The sequence below is a fragment of the Anabaena sp. UHCC 0187 genome (assembly GCF_009712035.1).
GTDB lineage: Bacteria > Cyanobacteriota > Cyanobacteriia > Cyanobacteriales > Nostocaceae > Dolichospermum.
This window is the reverse complement of the sequence record NZ_VILB01000003.1, coordinates 139636-158643: the sequence shown is the minus strand read 5'-3', so window position 1 is coordinate 158643 and position 19008 is coordinate 139636. Positions and strand designations below refer to the sequence as shown.

Here is a 19008-nt window from a genome sequence, read left to right as displayed (position 1 = left end):
ATCAAGTTAAATAATTTATTAAAGCCATTTATTGAATTTTTAATTGCTAAGATTATTTAGGTTTCAAAGTCAGAGATATCTGAGTTTTTGTGAACACCAAAAATTCACTCATAATAACTGCATAATAAAAACAGTATATTTTACCCTTGCTTTTTTATAGATAACCGAAGAATGCGTATAGCTTGGATTGGAAAAAAAACACCCTTTTGCGGTAATGTTACCTACAGTCGAGAAATTACCAACGGATTGCTAGACAGGGGACATGAGGTTAGTTTTCTACACTTTGCTCAAGAAGAAGCAACAACTGACAACTGGCCTAATTGTCAAGAAGTTCCTTTACCATTTATTTACAAGTCCCAGGTTTACACAATTCCCTCTTTTAAAGCAACTAAAGTTTTGAAAGATTCGCTACGGGAAATTAAGCCGGATATAGTCCACGCTTCTCTGACTTTATCCACTTTGGACTTTGTTTTACCAGAAATTTGCGAAGAATTAAATTTGCCCCTAATTGCAACTTTTCACACTCCATTTGCAGGTAAGGGCGCAAAATTATTATCCAGTACCCAACTTTTAGCTTATCAACTCTATGCTCCTTTTTTGGATCATTATGATGGCGTAATTATCTTTTCCCAAATTCAGCGGGAATTATTATCAAGTATGGGTGTGAGGGAAAAGAAGATTGCTGTCATTCCTAATGGTGTAGATCCTGTTAAGTATTCTCCCGGTGTTTCCCAAGTTAAAGCCGAATTTGGCGCTGAACGTTTGTTTGTTTATCAAGGGAGAATCGCCCAAGAGAAAAACGTCGAATCTCTCTTGCGTGCTTGGAAACAGTCAGATATGGGAGTCAATAGCAAATTGCTAATTGTAGGTGATGGTCCATTAAAGCCCTCTCTAGAGTCATTTTATGGGCGAGAACATGGCATCATTTGGTTAGGATTTATCGCTGACGAAAATCGCCGCATCGAGATTTTACGGGGAGCAGATGTATTTATTTTACCTTCTTTAGTAGAGGGTTTATCCTTGTCTCTATTAGAGGCAATGTCCTGTGGTTTGGCTTGTTTAGCTACTGATGTCGGTGCAGATGGAGAAGTTTTAGAAAAGGGTGCTGGCGTAGCAATTAATACAAGCAGCGTGCGATCGCAGCTAAAAACCCTGTTACCACTATTCCAAGATCATCCAGAGTTAACAACATTATTAGGAGAAAAGGCGAGAAAGCGAGTATTAGAGCGTTATACCCTACATGATAACATCACCCAATTAGAAGAACTTTATAGCCAAGTTCTTGCACAACGGCCTTTAACATTGAGTTGGGGTATTTAAATTTTTTAACCTATGTAGGGGCGGGGTTTCCCCGCCCTTGATGGGGTTTCCCCGCCCTTGATGGGGTTTCCCCGCTTTTTGTTCATTGATGACACGCCCTTTTATCTACAGTATCCTATTCAAAAACCCTAAAATCAACACCTCATATCTAGCATGAAATATAACCCTAAAATTCATCATCGCCAATCAATTCGTTTGCGGGGTTATGATTATTCAGAACCAGGAGCATATTTCATCACCATTTGTACCCAAAACCGTGAATGTAACTTAGGTGAAATCATTAATGGAGAAATGAAACTCACAGTCAGAGGTTTTATTATTGATGAATTTTGGTTAAAAATACCCGAACATTTTCCTAATGTGGAATTAGATGAATTTGTTGTTATGCCTAATCATGTTCATGGAATTATTGTGATTAATGATAATTTTAATGAAGGTAGAAAACATCAACAGAATCACGAAGAAGCCAGGGAAACCGAAGCGGACCGGGATACCGAAGCGGGCGGGGAGACCCCGCCCCTACGGAAGAAAACGACCTTGGGACAAATTATTGCTTATTACAAATATCAAACAACAAAAATTATTAATCAAATTGATGATACTCCCGGAATGCGTATATGGCAACGCAATTATTACGACCGCATTATTCGTAATCAGAAAATTTTAGATATCGCTCGTCAATACATTTTCCAAAATCCTTTGCGTTGGAATAAAGATCCCAATAACCCCTATAAACTGAGTCAAAGCTATTGACATAGAAAAATAAATTTGTTATTATGAAACCGATGAGGAAGAACTATCTCTATCGTATAAACGCAATTAGTCTTGCCTCTGCGTGAGATAAATTCTGCCCCAAACTTGTAGGTTGTTCATAAACCTTCTTCAAAGTATTCACATCTCTCACAGAAATAAACGGCGGTTTACGAACTTGAGAAAAATACATAATATCAGTTTGCAGAAGACTATGCCCCCAAATTCCTAAAGCATGGCCAAGTTCATGACGTGCGGCTGATAATACATAATCACCAGTTTGACTAGGACTCAGCAGAATTGTAAAACGGTGAGATAAAATATTATTTTCAGTATATAAATCATAGGTAGTTAAAGCCGAACGCGCCCGCAGTATTTTACCATTAGGTTCAAGTTGTAAAGGTGGTGCTTTGCGAATAATTGTAATATCAGCAATAGCAGATTTTTCCACTACCTGTAAAGGTAAATAAATACTCCATTCCTGAACTGCTTGGAAAACACTATTTACCCATATTTGCGATTGCTTTTCATTAATATTTTGTGGCGGTTCTATCTTCACCTTTACCGGAAAACTTGACCAAATTAAATAACCAACTTTAGTAGATTTAATTTGGTCGAAATAATCACCACTATTTGTTTTATCTTGCCACTGTGCCAGAGTTGGTGGTAAAGAATGGGTTTTTTGGAGATAGGATTTATCAACAATCGCATTAACTTGGAAATTACTAAAAATAACTAGCAGTCCTGTACTTATCGCTAAAGTCAGAACTGCTATTAACCGTCTCCAAAAGTTTTGATTTTGGGTAATTTTTCCCATTTTCAGTTTCAATTATTTAGGCAACCAATTAGCACTTAAAACCACAGTTAAACCCAGAAAAACCACAACCAATGCCCAAGTAACTCGATTTAAAGTATTTTCGGCACTTTTGGTACTGCTAAATAATTGTGCTTGTCCACCAATAGCACCAATACCATCACCTTTAGGACTATGTAGTAAAACGAGGATAATCAAACCGAGGGCGGAAAACGCCCAAATGCCTTGGATGATGTTAGTAATTGCCATATTAGAAATGTTGGTTATAAGAAGTTATCAATCTCGTAAGGGTTTAGCAATGCTAAACCCTTACCATTTTACGATTTTACAAACCTATTTGTACAGGAGTACGAGTTAGTTGTAAATCATATTCTGCGGCTTTAAGTAATGATTGCCCTGTCATTTCTTCTGGTTTAGATATTTGTAAAATATCCAGAATAGTTGGGGCAATATCGGCTAATTTGCCATCATTTCTTAATTCCACATCTGTTCCATATCCGGGTATTTTGGCTTTTTCACCTTCTACCAAAATTAACGGAACTGGGTTAGTAGTATGCGCCGTCCAAGGATTACCACCTTCATCCATCATATACTCAGCATTGCCGTGATCAGCAGTAATAATTGCTGTACCACCAGCTTTACCAATAGCATCAATCAGACGACCTAAACAGCGATCTACGGCTTCAATGGCTGTCACAGTAGCGGGGATTTGTCCTGTATGCCCTACCATATCTGGGTTAGCATAGTTCATCACCACTAGGGAGTAGATGCCCTTTCTAATGGCAGCGATCGCCACATCTGTCACAGCTTGTGCTGACATCGCCGGGGCTTGATCATAAGTCGCTACCATGGGACTACTGACTAATTCCCGGTCTTCTCCCTCACAGGGTTCTTCTAGTCCCCCGTTAAAGAAGTAGGTGACATGAGCGTATTTTTCAGTTTCCGCAGTTCTAAACTGCTTTAAACCACGATTAGCGATAACTTCACCGAGAATATTACTCAGATTTTGCGGCGCAAAAGCCACAGAAACTGGCAATTCTGGATCATACTGAGTAAAAGTTACAAAAGAAAGCGGCTTAATTGGCTGTCTTTCAAAACCGTTAAAAGTATGACTAACAAAAGCTTGAGTTAGTTCTCTAGCGCGGTCGGGGCGGAAATTAAAAAATATTACCCCATCTCCAGATTCTACCGCGCCTGGTTGCAGACGGACTGGAAGAACAAACTCATCAGTCACACCTTCAGCGTAAGATGCTTGCAATACCTCTACAGCCGTGAGTCCATTGCCCGCACTATCCGTCGTCATCACATCGTAAGCGCGTTGGACTCGATCCCAACGGTTATCACGATCCATGGCATAATAGCGACCGCTGATAGTAGCGATTTCACCGATGCCAACTTTATCTATATAGTCTTCCAATTGCTGGATGACGTTGATAGCATCTGTCGGTTTGGTGTCACGGCCATCAGTAATGGCGTGGATACAAACTTGTGAAAGTTGCTGTTCCTTTGCTAAGTCAAGTAGTCCAAATAGATGGGTAATATGGGAATGCACCCCGCCATCAGAACAAAGCCCCACTAGATGTAACTTGCCATTAGCAGAACGCACTTCTTGGCAAATTTTGACAAGGGCTGGGTTTGCGGCTAAAGAACCGTCTTCTACAGCATCTGAGATCCGTACCAGTTCTTGGGGTACGACTCGACCAGCGCCAATGTTCAAATGACCAACTTCCGAGTTGCCCATTTGTCCTTCTGGCAACCCTACGGCTTTTCCTGATGTGCGAATGAGGGTGTGGGGATAGACTGCCCATAAACTGTCCATAATCGGAGTTTTGGCAGCGGTAATTGCGTTTCCTCGCGTTTCCTCACAGTAGCCCCATCCATCTAGAATGACTAGCACCACAGGAGCAACAGGTGCTTTGGTCATAGTAAAATTGCCCTTTACTTTTTGTAATACTTGAATAATACCACTACTCAAAACTAATTGAGGCAATAAATTGAAGAAGAGACAGGAGACAGAGTACAGAAATTGAAAATAATTATGTATTTTCTTTTAAAATGTTTTTAACATTATAATATATGCGGAGACAAATTTGCCAAACTCGATTACCCATCAAAGCCACACCAGCAAGAGCTAAAGGTATAGCGACCACACTTAAGACAGCAGCAATAGGAGGAAAAATCATACCAATTGTGAGCAATATACCTGTAATTATGCTACCAGTCAGCCCCGCTTGAGCAGTATCAGAAACAACTTTTTTAATCAACTCATCCTTAGTAATTTTTCCCTCTGAATATAATAGTGAATTTTCAAAAATTGAAAATACTAATTCTACAGATGCGGCTACCACACCCCCTTTCACCGCTCCTGCAATAATTTCCGTAACTGCGGCTTTAAAAGCAGCATCAGCTAAAACTTGTCTAGCGGCGTTTAATTCTTTTGGTGTCATATTAACACCACCACGAGCGCGGTTAAGCCGATAGATTTCAAAAATACCATTACCAGCTTTATTGTTACCACCATTAACACGGGCAATAATGTGACTCCAGTCTTTATCTTGAAGAAATTGCTGCACTGCCTCAAGTCCCTGGGCGCGAATTTGGGCAGGTATACTTTCAAACACTTCTTGTGCTGCTTGAATATCCCGCGAATTGCCACGCATTCCTGCCCGCGCAAATTTGGATTTTAAATCTGATGGTAAGTTATCAAATTTTATGTTACGGGCTATTTCTCCCAATTTTTGAGTCGCTATTGCACCTGCACTAGCTAAAGACCTCAATATAATTATCCAAAAATCAGATTTTGACGCTTGATTTATAAGGGTTTGAAATTCATTTGCGGATATCTCTAATAAAGAATTGGATGCCGTTTGTGCTACATTTGGAGCTTGAGTAGCTGATGGGTGTGCCACTTCGACGAGTTCATCCAAAGCAAAGTTGTTAGTGTTCAGATCAGAATAGTTAACTTTGTCAAAACGAACAATTATAGGGTATTTGATGGCGCTTTTGTCCATAGAAACCACTGTACCAACATCCTGAAACCAGTAGCATTCAGGGCGGAGAATCCGAACTTTAGAACCACGTTGAACCATATTGTACCTTCCCTTTGGATTGTAAGAGTACCAAGAAATCAGGAGTGCTTGTTTTAACTCTACAACTCGAAGGACTTTAGTAATGGGTTTGTTAAGTTATTTTTCGGGAATAGAGCATGGGAAATAGGCAATAAGCACTGCAAGGGTTTAGCAATGCCCATGAGTCTCAAATTAAGTTTTATTCGTGTAGATGCGGTTTCCAATCGCCAGAATAATCTGTTAATTTTAATCTATGCAGGTGGGTTTTATTTGTGTAGATCCGATTTCCAACCGCCCGAATAATCTTTATTTAATTAGCAAGAAACATAATAATGGTACAATCAGCCCTAAAACTAATCACAGTTAATGAATTTATTGCTCAGTATGGCGACAATGAGTGCTATGAACTTATTGATGGGGAATTAATCGAGATGGAACCAACAGGACCTCATGAACAAGTATCATCTTTAATTGGGCGAAAACTGAATGTACAAATTGATCATCAAGACTTACCATACTTTATCCCCCATCGCTGCTTGATCAAACTATTGGGAACAAACACAGCCTTTCGTCCCGATGTAATCGTATTAGACCAAACCCAACTAATCAATGAACCATTATGGCAAAAAGAGCCTGTAATTACATCAGGAAAATCAATTAAACTAATTGCTGAAGTCGTGAGTACAAACTGGCAAAATGATTATGCTCGCAAAGTTGAAGATTACGCCCTATTAGCTGTTCCTGAATATTGGATTGTAGATTATTTAGGCATTGGTGGTAGAGAATATATTGGCAAAATCAAACAGCCAACAGTGACAATTTGTACATTAGTAGAAGATGAGTATCAAAAGCGATTGTTTCAAAACAATGAGCAACTCGTTTCCTCAATCTTTCCCAACTTACAATTAACAGCAAAACAAGTCTTTGCATCCGGGGGTGTTGTTGCTATGTAATTTCTCTTGTAATACTAATTTTATCTGAGACTGCACAGAATAATAATCATCAATATTTATCTGTGTTTATCTGCGTTCATCTGCGTTCAATAATTCTTAAAATCTCATTCTTAAAAAATAGGTGACAGAAAGCCAGAATCACAATCAGTCACCCATTTGCCGATATTACCTATTTCTGCTTTGCTCCAGCTTTAGCAGCCTTTGCCGCTTTCTTAGCAGCTTTTTCGGCTTCTGCTGCTGCTAATTCCGCTAGTTCTTTCTCTTCGGCTTTCTTATCGAGATAGTAGTGATAATCTCCTAAATAAACGCGGAATTCACCATCACGAATTTCCACAATTTTATTAGCTACTTGGGAGATAAAATAACGGTCGTGGGAAACTACAAGGGCTGTACCTTCATAGTTTTGCAAAGCCTCTTCCATCATTTCTTTTGCTGGAATATCTAAGTGGTTGGTAGGCTCATCCAGAATGATTAAATTCGCTGGACGTAAAAGCATTTTTGCTAATGCTAACCGAGCTTTTTCACCTCCACTCAATGCCCCAACTTTCTTAAATACGGTATCACCAGTAAATAAGAATCTTCCTAACAGTGTGCGGACTTCTTCGTTTGTCCAATTAGGAACTTCATCATGAATAGTTTCCATGACGGTTTTATTTAAATCCAACGCTTCCGCTTGGTTTTGCTCGAAGTAACCGGGAATAACGTTGTGATCACCCAATTTCACAATCCCTTCTGTAGGTGGTTCTACACCCATCATAATTTTCAACAGTGTGGATTTACCCGCACCATTGGGACCGAGAAACGCAATTCTGTCTCCTCTTTCTACTAGGAGATTTGCTGATAAAAACAGAATTTTATCCCCATAAATATGGGTTAAATCCTTAATTTCTACAACTTCTCTACCGCTACGAGTGGCATCAGGAAAACGGAAATGCAGAGTTCTCATTCCTCCTGTCGGTGCTTCGATGCGTTCAATTTTGTCTAGTTGTTTTTCCCGGCTTTTTGCTTGGGTACTGCGAGTTGCACTAGCGCGGAATTTATCTACAAATGCTTGTTGTTTTTCTAATTCTTTTTGCTGACGTTCGTAAGCGTTAAGTTGTGCGTATTGATTTTCGGCTTTTTGTTGTAAATAGGATGAATAATTACCCAGGTAAGAACTGGAAACACCCCGTTCAGTTTCGACAATTTGGTTACAAAGACGATCTAAAAATTCCCGGTCATGGGAAACTATCACCATGGGGGTAATTAAACCGCGCAGGTAATTTTCTAACCACTCAATGGTTTCTAAATCTAAGTGGTTTGTCGGTTCGTCCAGTAGTAACAAGTCAGGTTTTTGCAGGAGAATTTTGCCTAAACTCATCCGCATTTGCCAACCACCGGAGAAGGCACTAACTAGGCGATCGCCATCTTCGAGTTGAAATCCCATCTCTGGTAAAATCTTACCAATCCGTGAGTCTAAGTTATATCCGTCTAAAGCCTCAAATTGACGCTGCAACCGATCTAACTGATGAATGAGTTCATCTAACTCTTCTGGATTAGCCGTTTCCATCTCATGGGGAATATGAGCTAAAGCCATCTGCACTTCGTTGGCTTCTTTAAATACAGTCCAAAATTCTTCTCTGACTGTGCGAGTGGGGTCAACCTCAAACTCTTGGTTAAGATAAGCTATATGTAAGCTGGAAGGGCGAATAATTTCCCCAGCGGTGGGTTCAATCTCCCCGGAGATGATTTTTAGTTGGGTGGATTTTCCCGCACCATTAACGCCAACTAAACCAATACGATCTCCTGGTTTGACTTCCCAGTTGATATCTTTAAGAACTTCGCCTGTAGGATAAATTTTACTGATATGTTCTAATCGCAGCATGAAGCGTCTCGTAGGTAGGGGACAGGGGGCAAAGCTAACGCCGTGTACAATCTTAACAAAATTTAACGCCTTATTTACAATTTTTTGATTATAAATATAAATTCCTTCCTAGACAAATCTTAAATGATGACATTTTCGTCATTTTTAGACCTGATCCCGAAATTTATAGCTGTAATTTCCGGCGATCTCAAAAATCTGGGGATATTTGCCTAAAAATCTCTATCAGCACTTGTATTTTGTATTTATCATTTCCACATTTATTATTAAGTATTGGCGATGACGAATAAGACATTGTCCTGAACTATTACTGATACTATTATTTCATTATTTATCGGTTATTATTACCTTTTTTCAGGAAATAATTGATTTATCAAGGGCTTTAACTATTGTATTCTCTTGATAAGCATTTTATTCTGGCTAATTCTCATATTTATTTATAGTTGAATAATAAATTAATACTGATTTTTCGTTAGCATAGATATATTCAGGCGATAATAATTAACATCACCAATCAATATAAATAGCCAAAAATGTATCTGGTTAGGTTGATAATTTACACTCTTATAAAGAATTATCATAGTGAACCTGGATAATCATTAGCGAGGAAAATATGCACACAGTTATTCTCGTTCTAGTTGAGGTATTAATTGTTATTGGACTCTCCCGAATTGTCGGATTGGGATTCAAAGCGATTAAACAGCCATTGGTAATTGGCGAAATCTTCGCCGGTATCATGCTTGGTCCATCATTATTCGGTTTAATTGCTCCCGGTTTAGCACATAGCCTGTTTCCACCAGAAACAATGCCTTTTTTGAACGTTTTGTCGCAAATAGGGCTAATATTTTTCATGTTTCTGATTGGTTTGGAATTAAATCCCAAATATCTGAAAGGTAACTTAAAAACTGCGATTCTTATTTCCAATTTTAGCGTTATTGTTCCCTTTGCTTCGGCATTTATTTTATCTTTACTGCTTTATCCCTTGGTTGCTGGTGGCAATGTACAATTTATCCCTTTTGCCTTGTTTTTAGGGGCAGCAATGTCAATTACTGCCTTTCCTGTCTTGGCTAGAATTATTACGGAAAATAACTTACAGCGCACTCGTTTGGGGACATTAGCCTTAACTTGTGCGGCAGTGGATGATGTGACAGCCTGGTGTCTTTTGGCAGTAGCGATCGCAGTCGCCCGCAATGGTAGCATTGACGGGCAAGCTTTTCTCACCATTATTGAAAGCCTTGTTTATATTGGCTTTATGTTCACAGTCGGGCGCTGGTTTCTCAAACGTTTCAGCCGTCATCATCGTCGGGCTGGGCGTTTGAGTCAATTGCTTCTGGCTGTTATTTATATGGGAGTTGTTTTCTCAGCTTTAATCACTGAATTTATTGGTATTCACCTAATTTTTGGAGCATTCCTATTAGGTGCAGTCATGCCCAAAGATGAAGAATTAGTGAGAGAATTAGCCATCAAAACTGAAGATTTTGTCCTCATATTTCTCTTACCAATATTCTTTGCTTACAGTGGTTTAAAGACGGAAATTGGTTTACTCAACCGTCCTGAATTATGGCTATTATGTGTCTTAATTATAGTCGTAGCCAGTGCGGGTAAATTTATTGGTGCTTATGTCGCGGCTCGCATGAGTGGCATTGATAAACGCGAAGCTTCAGCCTTGGGTTGGTTAATGAATACTCGCGGTTTAACTGAGTTAATTGTCTTAAATATTGGTTTAGAGTTAGGCGTAATTACACCTTTGCTTTTTACGATGTTAGTCATTATGGCTTTGGTGACAACATTTATGACTTCACCATTGTTGGAATGGACCTATCCCAAACGCCTCATTAGATTAGATGTCATTGAACCAAAAATAGAAATAGAACCAGAAACAGAAATTACACCAGAACCCAGTGAACCTTACATTCCTCAATATCGAATATTAGTACCGGTGGCTAATCCCAGTACCCAGAAAGGTTTATTACAGTTAGCAACAGCGATCGCTATCAACTACCGACAATCAGCCATTATTCATCCCCTTAGCTTAATTGAACTAGAAGAAAACTATGGCTTTGAGAGTACCCCCACGGAAGCCGATAGACTCATAGCTGAACGTCGTCAAAAACTAGAAGAATTAATCAATACCCTAGAACCACAACTAATCCGTTCCTATATCCAGCCCATAGTTCGCATATCGAGCAATGTAGCCAGAGAAACCGCACAGATAGCCGAAATAGAACAACCAGATTTAGTGCTTGTGGGTTGGCATCGTCCCGCCTTTAGTAACAATCGCTTGGGGGGAAGAGTCGGGCAAATTCTCAGCACCACACCAGTAGATGTAGCCGTATTTGTAGACAAAGGGGGCGATCGCTTAGAAAGTCTCCTCGTTCCCTATTCTGCCAACATTCATGACGATTTAGCATTGATTATTGCTTTAAGAATGTTGCTTAATCGTGACACTTGTATGTTACAAGTTTTACAGGTATTCCCAGGCAATCATATCCAAGACGAATTAAGTTATGAACTTAACGCCATGATTGAGCAATTACCGAAGAGTGTGCGCGATCGCATTGAAATCAAAACCGTCACATCCCCAGAACCAATCCAAACCGTAATTGCTGCCTCAGAAAATGTTGATCTAACCATTGTTGGTACTAGTCGTCTGTGGGGAATTGAACGCCAAACCCTGGGAAGATACACAGATCAACTCGCCATCCAATGTCGTTCTTCGTTACTCATTACCCGTCGTTATAGTCAAGTTACCTCACATCTGAATTCTCTCTTACCAGCAATTAATAGCCAAGAAGTAATTCATAATCCCTAACTATGAAAACTAGAACTAATCAAATTCTTCCATCTCTTGGGGTGAGCTTATTTAGCTTGATTGCTTTCACCCCTAGCATCAGTTTTGCCCAACCATTAGCACAACTGAATAATTGGGAATTTAACCCCAAAACACAAAAATTAGAAATCAGCCTTTCAGCCACAGCCACACCCCAGTATTTCTATCTTTCTCAACCCCAACGTCTGGTTCTTGACTTACCCAATACCAAACTCGGTAAAGTCCTCACCCAAAAAGAATATGCCGGTGCAATTCAACGAATTCGTATTTCCCAACTTAACGCCAATGTCACCCGCATAGTTCTCGACCTAGCACCAGACAGTAAATTTGAAGCCAAAAAAGTCCAACTTCAGCCCTTTTCTCCACAAAAACCCACCCGCTGGGTATTCAATCCTTATCTTACCTTTTCTCCCGCTAACAGTCTGTTAACAACACCCACAACCACCCTACCACCATCCACAAACCTGACAACCAACACCCAACAACCCTTAATCACCGTACCACCCTTAAATTCTCAAACCCCTCCAGCAATTACCAATTCACCCCTACCTGCTGCCATGTTTCCCACACCTTCAGATAATAAAAACACTTCTCCACATAACCTGAAAGAAATTCCCATTATTGAATTTGGTCAACCCCTACCCATACAAAAAATTTTAGATTTGAGATGAAATGTATTTAGGTAAACTCACAAGTTCCTCATCAATTTTAGCTAGAGTTAACAAAACGCGAAAGTCCCCACCCTCAATGTACTCATAGGTTGGGGACTTTCTTTTGTGATTAAAATCTTTCCGTATCTTGTGGCGTTCCCACAGCCCCTGGTTGAGATAAAAAGAAATTTTGAGCCGATTCATTTTGATAAATACACCTAATATCTGGCTTTTCACTGTTTAAGTCCCCTGTAAAGCCAAAGGTATTCAGGCGATTCTTGCATTCCCGTACCTGCTCAGATGTCACAAGCTTTTTGTTTTCCAAAATTGCCCAGTTATTTTGACGAATTACACATCCAGGGCGGATATTTGGCTGGGCAACAAAGACATTAAAGGGATTAAGAGTTACAAAGAGTCTGGCATCCATCACCATTGCACTAGATCCATACTGCACACAAATCTCAGGATTTGGCGCTCTAGTATCAATAAACTCACGGGAAGCCACATTTGATGAACTCAATGTAGTTGTCGAACTAAACGCAATCCCAATCCCAATTCCTAAAATCATCACTCCCCCTAAAAGGGCAATGGTGGCGAAGTTAAACATTGGGGATTGGAAAATAGAGGGTTTAGGGGTATTAGTTGGCCTAGTAGTAGAAGATTTACGTCTCATTTTCGCTTTATATTCCCTCACCAGATTTAATTGTGGAAGTAGATATTACTCATACTGACATCAATAAACTCAAGTTTTATGCCAGCATGGGTGTAACAGAATTTTGGCGTTATAACGGCCAAATAATCCGAATTTATCAACTTCAAAATCATCAATATATTGAAGTAGAGAAAAGCCCAACATTTTTTAGAACAATCAAAGAACAACTTTACCAATTTTTGCAAGATTGTCAAATTGATAAAGTGCAATTTAGCAAATCCTTTAGTGCTTGGGTACAACAAGAAATACAGAATTAGAAATAATTGAACGGTAGGGGTGGGAATATCCCACCCTTACAATCTCTTAACTAGCTAAGAGTGTCTTTTCTAAAGGTGTCCAGCGGAAAATGCGATCGCCACCTCTCTCAATTACCACCTTAACCCGTGGTTCTAGCTTGGGCAAATTCATTAAATACTCAACTTCCTGATCAGAAAGAATATGTCCCTCAATAATCCACAACACCAACCCCTTAGACTTAGGAGGTAGTTGTTCCAAATGAGAACTGATCATTGGTGGTAAATAATATACGTCACCCACAGCCGCACCACTACTATTGCTTCTTTTGCCTAAATGCGGTGGTCTAACACCATGAACTTGTGTAAGATATGCAGCCACATCACCTAGTCCCCTCGCAGTAATATGGAGACCAATATAGCCAGCCGCACGTAATCGGCGCAGATACCGACCTTCATAACCCCCCTCCAGAGGAACATAAACACCCAACGCCCCAAATTTCTCCAAATTGCGGATGAAACTGTTGCCAGTGGTAATTAGTGCCATAGATTTTCTTCCTATCCCACTTAGATATCTCTATTATTCACTCTCTAGTGGTAGATTAAGTTAAATGAAGCTGCATATTTTCAAAAATCTTGAAAATTCCCAGTCGGAATTTGGGCAAAATCACCCACCCCCGCCTCAGTACCCCATAACATAGCAAAAAAAATACTAGACAAAAATTAATCAATGATTTATAGTATTAGATTGTGACCGAATAGTATAATTAGATAGCCATCTTTCTTATTTCGAGTTTCTAGTTAGTCCTAGCATCTGAGTTTCTAGTTAGTTTCCCCAAAAGAATAAAACTGGCTTACTCCATAAGAGACTGCTAAACTAAAAAGGCTTTCAGGTCAAATCAAGAGCCAAAGTCATATTTAAGCTCCCACACCAAAACACTCCCGTAAATCCTAAAAAAAATTAGGCAAGACCTCAAACAATAGTTTAAGGTATTAAAAGAAGTAGTTCTTGAGCAATAATGTCGTTGGTTTTATGGCATTATGTTAAGTCTGAGGAAAAGGATACTGAGAGGAAATAACCACTTAAGTCCTGCTACCACGGTAGAGTGCCAAAGCAACTGCTTGGACGAAAGCATTGCTGCACACAGCGCAAAGCCATCAAGCCTCGCATTGGATTGCAGAAGTAACACCTTCTCCATAGAGTAGGCAGTTATTCCTGTTATTGTGATTGAGTAAGTGAAAATAAACAAATTCACTAAAGCAAAAGGGACAAAAATTGTTGCGTCGCCAAGAATTTGCACTGTCTAACGCCAGTCCAAATTTGAGAGGTATATTTTACCCTCAAGCGACATTAACAAACTTCATCCCCATTCAATTTCCGCAGTCAGCCCAAAAAATAGAACGAAAGGAGAACCAGTAACTGTGTCTGTAGGTATTCTCGGCACCAAGCTGGGCATGACCCAAATATTTGATGAAGCAGGAGTCTCCATTCCTGTTACTGTCATCAAAGCCGGTCCATGCACCGTTACACAAGTTAAAACGAAACAGACCGACGGTTACTCTGCCATTCAAGTTGGTTATGGTGAAGTTAAACCCAAGGCACTGAACAGACCATTGTTGGGACATTTGGCTAAATCATCCGCCCCAGCAGTCCGTCATCTGAATGAATATCGCACCGATAGCACTGGTGATTATGCTTTAGGTCAAGAAATTAAAGCAGATATTTTTAGTGCTGGTGAAATTGTAGATGTAGTTGGTACAAGCATTGGTCGCGGTTTTGCCGGTAACCAGAAGCGTAACAACTTTGCTCGCGGTCCCATGTCACACGGTTCCAAAAACCATAGAGCGCCAGGTTCTATCGGTGCTGGTACAACCCCAGGTCGTGTTTATCCCGGTAAAAGGATGGCAGGACGTTTAGGCGGTACTCGTGTCACAATTCGCAAACTGACAGTAATACGAGTAGATGCAGAACGCAACTTAATCCTCGTTAAAGGAGCTATTCCTGGCAAACCAGGAGCTTTAGTCAGCGTCGTTCCTGCAAATATAGTTGGTAAAAAATAGTCATTTAGTCATTGGTCAGTAGTCATTGGTTAGTGGCAAAAAAATAACTAACACCTGACAACCGACAACTGACAAGAGACAACTGACAAAGGACACAAAGATGGTAGAGAGTGTAATTAAAAATTGGCAAGGAGAGCAAGTCGGAGAGACAAACTTCGACCTACGGGTTGCCAAAGAAACAACAGCGGTGCATATCGTACACCGCGCCCTAGTCAGACAAATGACCAATTCTCGCCAGGGAACTGCCAGCACCAAAACCCGTGCAGAAGTTCGTGGTGGTGGTCGTAAACCTTGGCGGCAAAAAGGCACAGGTCGCGCCCGTGCAGGTTCTATCCGTTCGCCATTGTGGCGTGGTGGTGGTGTGATCTTTGGACCAAAACCCAGAGATTTCGACCTGAAAATGAACCGCAAAGAACGCCGTTTGGCATTGCGGACAGCATTTATTGGCCGTGCTGAAGATTTAATAGTTGTTGAAGAATTCAGCAATGAGTTACAGCGTCCTAAAACCAAGGATCTCGTAGCAGCATTAGCTAGATGGGGTGCGACATCAGAACAAAAGACACTGTTGATTTTGTCTGAAATAGCAGAAAACGTGCTTTTATCAGCCCGTAACATCGAAAACTTAAAACTGATTCCTGCTGACCAGTTAAACGTTTACGACTTGCTCCACGCTGACAAAATTATCGTCACATCATCAACCCTAGATAAGATCCAGGAGGTCTACAGTGCCTAAAGTAGTTGCCACCCGTGATCTACCTGATTTAGTGCGTCGCCCCATTCTCACCGAAAAAGCGACCATGCTCATGGAACAAAACAAATACGTATTTGAAGTAATTCCTAAAGCCACTAAGCCACAAATTAGAGCCGCAATTGAAGACCTATTTGCAGTTAAGGTCGTCAAAGTCAATACCGCTAACCCTCCACGCAAACAAAAACGTGTAGGTAGATTTATTGGTTACAAGCCCCAATACAAGCGAGCCATTGTCACAGTAGCCCCTGGGGATGAAGAAAAAATCAGAAAAGTTCTCTTCCCAGAAGTTTAAGAATTTGAGATTTGAGATTTGAGATTATAAACAATCTAAAATCCAAAATCCAAAATCCAAAATTGATTAATCCAAAATCCAAAATTGAACTATGGGTACTCGTTCTTATCGCCCTTATACCTCCAGTACTCGCCAAGTTATCATCTCCGACTTTGCCGAAATTACGAAAACTGAGCCAGAAAAATCATTAACTGAATCAGTTCATCGTCCTAAAGGTCGGAACAATCAAGGGCGGATAACCAGCCGTCGTCGAGGTGGCGGACACAAACAACTATACCGCATTATCGACTTTAAGCGAGATAAGCGGAATATGCCCGCTACAGTTACAGCCATTGAATACGATCCTAACCGAAATGCGCGGATCGCTTTAGTGTTGTATGAAGATGGCGAAAAACGCTACATCTTGCAAACAAATGGCATGACTGTAGGCACAAAGATAATTGCTGGGCCTGAATCTCCTATCGAAGATGGTAATGCCTTACCTCTATCGAATATGCCCTTGGGTACTAGTGTTCACAACGTCGAAATGACACCAGGTAAAGGTGGTCAAATCGTGCGGGCTGCTGGTGCAGTAGCTCAAGTGGTCGCTAAAGAAGGCAACTATGTAACCTTAAAGTTACCTTCAGGTGAAGTCCGGTTGATTCGGCGTGATTGCTACGCCACCATTGGACAAGTAGGTAATACAGACGCAAGAAACCTCAGTGCTGGTAAAGCTGGACGAAATCGCTGGAAAGGCCGTCGTCCCAAGGTTAGAGGTAGTGCCATGAACCCAGTGGATCACCCACATGGTGGTGGTGAAGGTAGAGCGCCTATCGGTAGAGCCGGCCCTGTAACACCTTGGGGTAAACCTACTTTAGGAGCTAAGACACGGAATCGCAAGAAAGCCAGCACTAAATTGATTATCCGTCGTCGCCGCAAATCATCTAAACGTGGTCGTGGTGGTCGTCAGTCCTAGAATTTTAGATTTTAAATTTTGGATTTTAGATTGAGTCTATTTTTAAGCGTTCAAAGTTTTTGAAGCCTAATATGAAGACAGCTTAGTTATCCAAAATCCAAAATTAAGAAATTCAAAATCCAAAATCCAAAATCAAAAATTGAACTATGGGTCGTTCTTTAAAAAAAGGTCCTTTTGTTGCTGACCATCTGCTCAAGAAAATTGAGAAGTTAAACGCAAAAGATGAAAAACAAGTAGTCAAAACTTGGTCGAGAGCTTCGACAATTTTGCCCTTGATGGTAGGTCATACTATCGCTGTTCACAATGGACGGCAGCACGTTCCCGTATTTGTCAATGAACAAATGGTCGGTCATAAGTTAGGAGAATTTGCTCCTACCCGTACCTACAGAGGTCATGGTAAAAGTGACAAAAAATCAGGGAGATAGTCTTTAGTCAGTAGTCAGTGGTCATTTAGTCCTCTTGCAACTGACAACCGCTGACAACAGACAACTGACAAACATAGAGTAAGTTATGAAAATGGCAACTGACACTACTGAAGTTAAGGCAATCGCCCGTTATATACGCATTTCTCCCTATAAAGTGCGCCGTGTACTTGATCAAATTCGCGGGCGTTCATACAGAGAAGCACTAATTATTCTCGAATTTATGCCCTATGGTGCTTGTGACCCCATCTTAAAGGTTCTCAGAAGTGCCGCAGCTAATGCAGAGCATAATGCTGGCTTGGACAGATCCAGTTTGGTGATTAGTCAAGCCTATGCCGACCAAGGACCAGTGCTAAAACGGTTTCAACCCAGAGCGCAAGGTCGAGCTTACCAAATTCGCAAACCAACGTGTCATATCACTGTTGCTGTTTCCGCTGGCACTGCTGCTGAGTAAACAGCCATACAGGCACAAGAAAATTGCGTACAGTAAGAAATTTTAGAGGAAGCTTTTGTGGGACAGAAAATTCATCCAGTCGGCTTTCGACTGGGTATAACTCAAGAACACCAATCCCGTTGGTTTGCAGAACCTGACCGTTATCCAGAACTTCTCCAAGAAGACTACAAACTGCGTCAATACATTGAACAAAAACTAGGTAGATACGCTCAAAATAACGCCGGTATTTCCGAAGTGAGAATCGAGCGCAAAGCTGATCAGATCGACCTGGAAGTCCGGACAGCTAGACCTGGTGTGGTTGTTGGTCGTGGTGGTCAAGGTATTGAATCATTACGGTTGGGACTACAAGGAGCCTTGGGTGGTAATCGCCAAATTCGCATTAACGTTGTTGAAGTCCAACGAGTTGATGCTGATGCCTACCTGATTGCTGAATACATTGCTCAACAATTAGAACGTCGGGTTTCCTTCCGCCGAGTTGTTCGTCAAGCAATTCAACGCGCTCAAAGAGCAGGTGTCCAAGGAATCAAAGTTCAAGTCGGTGGTCGGCTCAACGGTGCAGAAATTGCCCGCTCTGAGTGGACTCGTGAAGGTCGAGTTCCTCTCCATACCTTGCGTGCTGATATTGACTATTCTGGCTGCACAGCTAAGACAATTTACGGGATTCTCGGTATTAAAGTTTGGGTATTTAAAGGAGAAATTATTCCTGGACAGGAACAAGCTCCCGCTCAACCAGCTAGAGACCGTGACCGTGGTGATCGTGACCGTGAACGAGAACCCCGTCGCCGACAACAACAACGTCGCCGTCAACAGTTTGAAGACCGCTCCAATGAATCCTAGTCAATGCTCAATAGTCAGTGGCAAAAAAACTGACAACTGACAACT

The 19008-nt window shown here is 40.8% G+C and carries 19 protein-coding genes and 1 pseudogene; 13 read left to right on the top strand and 7 right to left on the bottom strand.

Annotation, left to right across the window (positions count from 1 at the left end; genetic code table 11):
* The first annotated feature begins 171 nt into the window (after positions 1–171).
* Complete coding sequence (locus tag FJR11_RS03280) at positions 172–1320, top strand: glycosyltransferase family 4 protein (RefSeq protein ID WP_168502290.1); 1149 nt, start codon at positions 172–174, stop codon at positions 1318–1320.
* 153 nt (positions 1321–1473) lie between these two features.
* A complete protein-coding gene (locus tag FJR11_RS03275) occupies positions 1474–2073 on the top strand; it encodes a transposase (RefSeq protein ID WP_168502289.1) in 600 nt (199 codons plus the stop codon).
* A gap of 49 nt (positions 2074–2122) precedes the next feature.
* On the opposite strand, the gene FJR11_RS03270 is transcribed toward FJR11_RS03275, so the two are convergent.
* From FJR11_RS03270 to FJR11_RS03255, 4 genes and pseudogenes are all read right to left on the bottom strand, one after another.
* Complete coding sequence (locus FJR11_RS03270; RefSeq protein ID WP_168502288.1) at positions 2123–2887, bottom strand: peptidase; 765 nt, start codon at positions 2885–2887, stop codon at positions 2123–2125.
* A 12-nt stretch (positions 2888–2899) separates the two neighbouring features.
* Entirely contained in the window at positions 2900–3133 is a 234-nt protein-coding gene (gene secG / locus FJR11_RS03265; protein ID WP_168502287.1) for a preprotein translocase subunit SecG, read from the bottom strand.
* Between the two features lie 76 nt (positions 3134–3209).
* Positions 3210–4808 (bottom strand): 2,3-bisphosphoglycerate-independent phosphoglycerate mutase, encoded by a 1599-nt coding sequence (gene gpmI / locus FJR11_RS03260; protein WP_168502286.1) that lies wholly within the window; start codon positions 4806–4808, stop codon positions 3210–3212.
* A 958-nt stretch (positions 4809–5766) separates the two neighbouring features.
* Positions 5767–5973 (bottom strand): annotated as a pseudogene (locus FJR11_RS03255) (photosystem I reaction center subunit IV); the annotation flags it as partial.
* A gap of 311 nt (positions 5974–6284) precedes the next feature.
* Here FJR11_RS03255 and FJR11_RS03250 point away from each other — a divergent pair.
* Positions 6285–6905, top strand: coding sequence for a Uma2 family endonuclease (locus tag FJR11_RS03250; protein WP_168502285.1), 621 nt, complete (start codon positions 6285–6287; stop codon positions 6903–6905).
* A gap of 169 nt (positions 6906–7074) precedes the next feature.
* Here FJR11_RS03250 and FJR11_RS03245 read toward each other — a convergent pair whose 3' ends face one another.
* Positions 7075–8769 (bottom strand): ABC-F family ATP-binding cassette domain-containing protein, encoded by a 1695-nt coding sequence (locus FJR11_RS03245; protein ID WP_168502284.1) that lies wholly within the window; start codon positions 8767–8769, stop codon positions 7075–7077.
* Positions 8770–9379: 610 nt separating this feature from the next.
* On the opposite strand from FJR11_RS03245, the gene FJR11_RS03240 reads away from it, so the two are divergent.
* Positions 9380–11578, top strand: a complete 2199-nt coding sequence (locus tag FJR11_RS03240; RefSeq protein ID WP_168502283.1) for a cation:proton antiporter — start codon at positions 9380–9382, stop codon at positions 11576–11578.
* Positions 11579–11580: 2 nt separating this feature from the next.
* Positions 11581–12267, top strand: a complete 687-nt coding sequence (locus tag FJR11_RS03235) for an AMIN domain-containing protein (protein WP_168502282.1) — start codon at positions 11581–11583, stop codon at positions 12265–12267.
* A 109-nt stretch (positions 12268–12376) separates the two neighbouring features.
* On the opposite strand, the gene FJR11_RS03230 is transcribed toward FJR11_RS03235, so the two are convergent.
* Entirely contained in the window at positions 12377–12919 is a 543-nt protein-coding gene (locus FJR11_RS03230; protein WP_168502281.1) for a DUF3172 domain-containing protein, read from the bottom strand.
* On the opposite strand from FJR11_RS03230, the gene FJR11_RS03225 reads away from it, so the two are divergent.
* Positions 12907–13215, top strand: a complete 309-nt coding sequence (locus FJR11_RS03225) for a Uma2 family endonuclease (RefSeq protein ID WP_371417444.1) — start codon at positions 12907–12909, stop codon at positions 13213–13215. The two genes, FJR11_RS03230 and FJR11_RS03225, sit on opposite strands and share 13 nt — an antisense overlap.
* A 46-nt stretch (positions 13216–13261) precedes the next feature.
* Here FJR11_RS03225 and FJR11_RS03220 read toward each other — a convergent pair whose 3' ends face one another.
* A complete protein-coding gene (locus FJR11_RS03220; RefSeq protein WP_168502280.1) occupies positions 13262–13738 on the bottom strand; it encodes an NAD(P)H-quinone oxidoreductase subunit N in 477 nt (158 codons plus the stop codon).
* Between the two features lie 875 nt (positions 13739–14613).
* Here FJR11_RS03220 and rplC point away from each other — a divergent pair.
* The 7 genes from rplC (at position 14614) to rpsC (ending at position 18963) form a co-directional block, all read left to right on the top strand.
* Entirely contained in the window at positions 14614–15252 is a 639-nt protein-coding gene (rplC, locus tag FJR11_RS03215; RefSeq protein WP_168502279.1) for a 50S ribosomal protein L3, read from the top strand.
* A 100-nt stretch (positions 15253–15352) separates the two neighbouring features.
* Positions 15353–15985 carry a 50S ribosomal protein L4 gene (gene rplD / locus FJR11_RS03210; RefSeq protein WP_168502278.1) on the top strand — a complete coding sequence of 211 codons (633 nt, stop codon included), beginning with the start codon at positions 15353–15355 and terminating at the stop codon, positions 15983–15985.
* Entirely contained in the window at positions 15978–16295 is a 318-nt protein-coding gene (locus FJR11_RS03205; RefSeq protein WP_148762865.1) for a 50S ribosomal protein L23, read from the top strand. The genes rplD and FJR11_RS03205 overlap by 8 nt, the downstream gene beginning before the upstream one ends.
* A 91-nt stretch (positions 16296–16386) precedes the next feature.
* A complete protein-coding gene (gene rplB, locus FJR11_RS03200; protein WP_168502277.1) occupies positions 16387–17250 on the top strand; it encodes a 50S ribosomal protein L2 in 864 nt (287 codons plus the stop codon).
* A 146-nt stretch (positions 17251–17396) separates the two neighbouring features.
* A complete protein-coding gene (rpsS, locus tag FJR11_RS03195; RefSeq protein WP_027402103.1) occupies positions 17397–17675 on the top strand; it encodes a 30S ribosomal protein S19 in 279 nt (92 codons plus the stop codon).
* A 91-nt stretch (positions 17676–17766) separates the two neighbouring features.
* The gene (gene rplV, locus FJR11_RS03190) at positions 17767–18126 is read left to right on the top strand and encodes a 50S ribosomal protein L22 (RefSeq protein WP_168502376.1); all 360 of its coding nucleotides are present in this window, start codon (positions 17767–17769) and stop codon (positions 18124–18126) included.
* A 57-nt stretch (positions 18127–18183) separates the two neighbouring features.
* Positions 18184–18963 (top strand): 30S ribosomal protein S3, encoded by a 780-nt coding sequence (gene rpsC / locus FJR11_RS03185; RefSeq protein ID WP_168502276.1) that lies wholly within the window; start codon positions 18184–18186, stop codon positions 18961–18963.
* The last annotated feature ends 45 nt before the right edge of the window (positions 18964–19008 follow it).

Coding starts and splice junctions, on each gene's coding strand:
- secG (WP_168502287.1), bottom strand. CDS start 3,133: ATGGCAATTACTAACATCATCCAAGGCATTTGGGCGTTTTCCGCCCTC.
- FJR11_RS03230 (WP_168502281.1), bottom strand. CDS start 12,919: ATGAGACGTAAATCTTCTACTACTAGGCCAACTAATACCCCTAAACCC.
- rpsS (WP_027402103.1), top strand. CDS start 17,397: ATGGGTCGTTCTTTAAAAAAAGGTCCTTTTGTTGCTGACCATCTGCTC.
- FJR11_RS03280 (WP_168502290.1), top strand. CDS start 172: ATGCGTATAGCTTGGATTGGAAAAAAAACACCCTTTTGCGGTAATGTT.
- rplD (WP_168502278.1), top strand. CDS start 15,353: ATGGTAGAGAGTGTAATTAAAAATTGGCAAGGAGAGCAAGTCGGAGAG.
- gpmI (WP_168502286.1), bottom strand. CDS start 4,808: ATGACCAAAGCACCTGTTGCTCCTGTGGTGCTAGTCATTCTAGATGGA.
- FJR11_RS03220 (WP_168502280.1), bottom strand. CDS start 13,738: ATGGCACTAATTACCACTGGCAACAGTTTCATCCGCAATTTGGAGAAA.
- FJR11_RS03240 (WP_168502283.1), top strand. CDS start 9,380: ATGCACACAGTTATTCTCGTTCTAGTTGAGGTATTAATTGTTATTGGA.
- FJR11_RS03270 (WP_168502288.1), bottom strand. CDS start 2,887: ATGGGAAAAATTACCCAAAATCAAAACTTTTGGAGACGGTTAATAGCA.
- rplV (WP_168502376.1), top strand. CDS start 17,767: ATGGCAACTGACACTACTGAAGTTAAGGCAATCGCCCGTTATATACGC.
- FJR11_RS03245 (WP_168502284.1), bottom strand. CDS start 8,769: ATGCTGCGATTAGAACATATCAGTAAAATTTATCCTACAGGCGAAGTT.
- rplB (WP_168502277.1), top strand. CDS start 16,387: ATGGGTACTCGTTCTTATCGCCCTTATACCTCCAGTACTCGCCAAGTT.
- FJR11_RS03250 (WP_168502285.1), top strand. CDS start 6,285: ATGGTACAATCAGCCCTAAAACTAATCACAGTTAATGAATTTATTGCT.
- FJR11_RS03275 (WP_168502289.1), top strand. CDS start 1,474: ATGAAATATAACCCTAAAATTCATCATCGCCAATCAATTCGTTTGCGG.
- FJR11_RS03235 (WP_168502282.1), top strand. CDS start 11,581: ATGAAAACTAGAACTAATCAAATTCTTCCATCTCTTGGGGTGAGCTTA.